Annotated in this window: 2 protein-coding genes; one reads left to right on the forward strand and one right to left on the reverse strand. The window is 62.6% G+C overall.

All coding sequences use genetic code 11. The features are described 5' to 3' along the window. Window positions 1-626: ABC transporter substrate-binding protein (locus tag EOA24_RS34395; protein WP_245501919.1), on the reverse strand; the 626-nt coding region annotated here is incomplete at its 3' end. 334 nt (window positions 627-960) lie between these two features. Here EOA24_RS34395 and EOA24_RS34400 point away from each other — a divergent pair. Next, window positions 961-2,154: a Xaa-Pro peptidase family protein gene (locus EOA24_RS34400; RefSeq protein ID WP_127410612.1), complete on the forward strand. Its 1,194-nt coding sequence runs from the start codon at window positions 961-963 to the stop codon at window positions 2,152-2,154. The last annotated feature ends 251 nt before the right edge of the window (window positions 2,155-2,405 follow it).

Raw genomic sequence — 2,405 nt, forward strand, 5'->3', positions numbered from 1 at the left:
GCCTTGTATTCGGCGAATTTGAACGGACCGGTGCCGACCGGCGCATTGTTGGCCGGGTTGTCCTCGATCTTGCCGTTTTCATAAACGTGCTTCGGCACGACGCTCGACAGCGCCGGCAGCGCGTTGCGGATGAGCTGGAACGGCGTCGGCTTGGCAAATTTGAAGACGGCCGTCAGCTCGTCCGGCGTGTCGACAGCCTCCAGGTCCTTGAACACGGTGCGGCCGAGATTCTGCAGCGGCTTCCAGATCTGCAGCGCCGAGAAGGCGACGTCGGCGGAGGTGAAGGGCTTGCCGTCATGCCATCTGACGCCGTCGCGCAGCTTGAAGCTCACCGACAGGCCGTCGGCCGCACCTTCCCAGGAAAGCGCGAGCCGCGGTTGAAGCCCGTCCTTGCCGTCGAAGGAGGCTTCGGCCAGCGTCTCGACGATCTTGCTGGAAATGAAGAAGACGCCGTTCGATGCAACGATTGCCGGGTTGAGGTTGCGCGGTTCGGAATCGGCGGCCAGCACGAGGCGGCCGCCCTTCTTCGGCGTCTGCGCGAAGCCGATGGTCGGCAGCGCGTTCGAGGCCAGCAGCAGCGCCGAACCGGCCAGCAGGCCGCGGCGTGAAACCGTCAACTCGGACATCGTTCAAACTCCCCTCTTCGCACCGCGGCAGGCGCGCCAATCGCGTGATTATGGGCCTTGGCAAAGGTTTCGCCAGAGACGGTTTTGGCGCATCATGGCTTGGCTTTGAAATTTCCGTCCGCTGGACCAGCCGGCCGAAAGAAGCTCTCATACTTTTATCTGGTAGGACCAGATTATAGCGAAGCGGGATAGAGATTCGGACATAAACCGCCTTTGGCGCGAAAGTGATCAGTTCTGGCTGGACCAGAGCGGCCAAAATGATGCAGATTTGGCCGACAGCCATAAATCATAACGTTCGGCGCTCCTGCGACCGATGAAAAACAGGGAGAGGCAGATGAACATCGCTCCGGGCAAGACCGAGGTCAGCAGTATTCCCTTCGACCAGGCGCGGGTGGACCGGCTGATGGAAGAGGCCGGCATCGACGTGCTCTTCGCCACCTCCAAGCACAACACGCAATATCTGCTCGGCGGCTACAGGTACATCTTCTTCGAGGCGATGGATGCGATCGGCCACAGCCGTTACCTGCCGATCGTGCTTTACGAGAAGGGCGGGCCGGAACACGCAGCCTATATCGGCAACAAGATGGAAGGCGGCGAACACCAGAACCATCCGTTCTGGACGCCGACCTTGCACGCCGCCTGCTGGGGCACGCTCGATGCCGCAAATCTGGCGGTGGAGCATCTGCGCCAGATCGGGAAGTCTGCGGCGCGCATCGGCATCGAGCCCGGCTTCCTGCCGTCCGACGCCTATATGCTGATCCGCAAGGCGCTGCCGGATGCCAAGCTGATGGACGCGACCGACATGCTGGAGCGCATGCGCGCCATCAAGACCGAGGCGGAGCTGGAGCAGCTGCGCATCGCCTCCGAACTGATCACCGATTCCATGCTGGCGACGATCGCCTTGGCGCGCGAGGGCACGACAAAGACCGATATCATCGAGCGGCTGAGGCGCGAGGAGACCAATCGCGGCGCGCATTTCGAATATTGCCTGCTGACGCTGGGCTCAAGCCATAACCGCGCGGCGTCCAGCCAGGCATGGAAGAAGGGCGAGGTGATGTCAATCGATTCCGGCGGCAACTATCACGGCTATATCGGCGACCTTTGCCGCATGGGCGTGCTCGGCGAGCCTGATGCCGAGCTGGAGGATCTTCTGGCCGAAGTCGAAGCAGTGCAGCAGGCGGCCATTTCCAAGGTCAAGGCCGGCATCCTCGGCGGCGACATGATCGCGCATGCGGAGAGCGTGCTGAAGGCCTCGAAGGTTTCGGCCTATACGGATTTCTTCGCCCACGGCATGGGGCTGATCACGCATGAGGCGCCGTTCCTGATGACCAACCATCCGGTCGCCTATGAAGGCACCTATGCGGCCAAGCCGCTGGAGAAGAACATGGTGCTCTCGGTCGAGACGACCATGCTCCACCCGACGCGCGGCTTCATCAAGCTGGAGGACACGGTCGCGGTGACGGACGCCGGCTATGTGATGTTCGGTGACCGCGGGCGCGGATGGAACAGGGGCGGGGTGGCAGCTTAGCTTCGACGGCGCTCCCCCTCACCCGGATTGCCAGCCGAATTGCGAAGAGCAATTCGGGGCAATCCGACCTCTCCCCGAGGGGAGAGGAGCCTGCCGGCGCCAGCGCCACCTCTTCTCCCCGCCGGCAGGGCTGTCCGGGGAAAGTTAGACATAGTCGAGGCTCATCTGATCGGGAGAGCAGCGGGGGTACCTTCGACTTGGATTGACGGGCGGCGGTTTGTCGATGGCGGCGATGTGGCGCCGCTCGAACA

The sequence above is a fragment of the Mesorhizobium sp. M2A.F.Ca.ET.039.01.1.1 genome (assembly GCF_003998035.1).
Taxonomy (GTDB): domain Bacteria; phylum Pseudomonadota; class Alphaproteobacteria; order Rhizobiales; family Rhizobiaceae; genus Mesorhizobium.

Excerpts from the sequence above, each read along its gene's own strand:
- EOA24_RS34400 (WP_127410612.1), top strand. The coding sequence starts at position 961 with ATGAACATCGCTCCGGGCAAGACCGAGGTCAGCAGTATTCCCTTCGAC.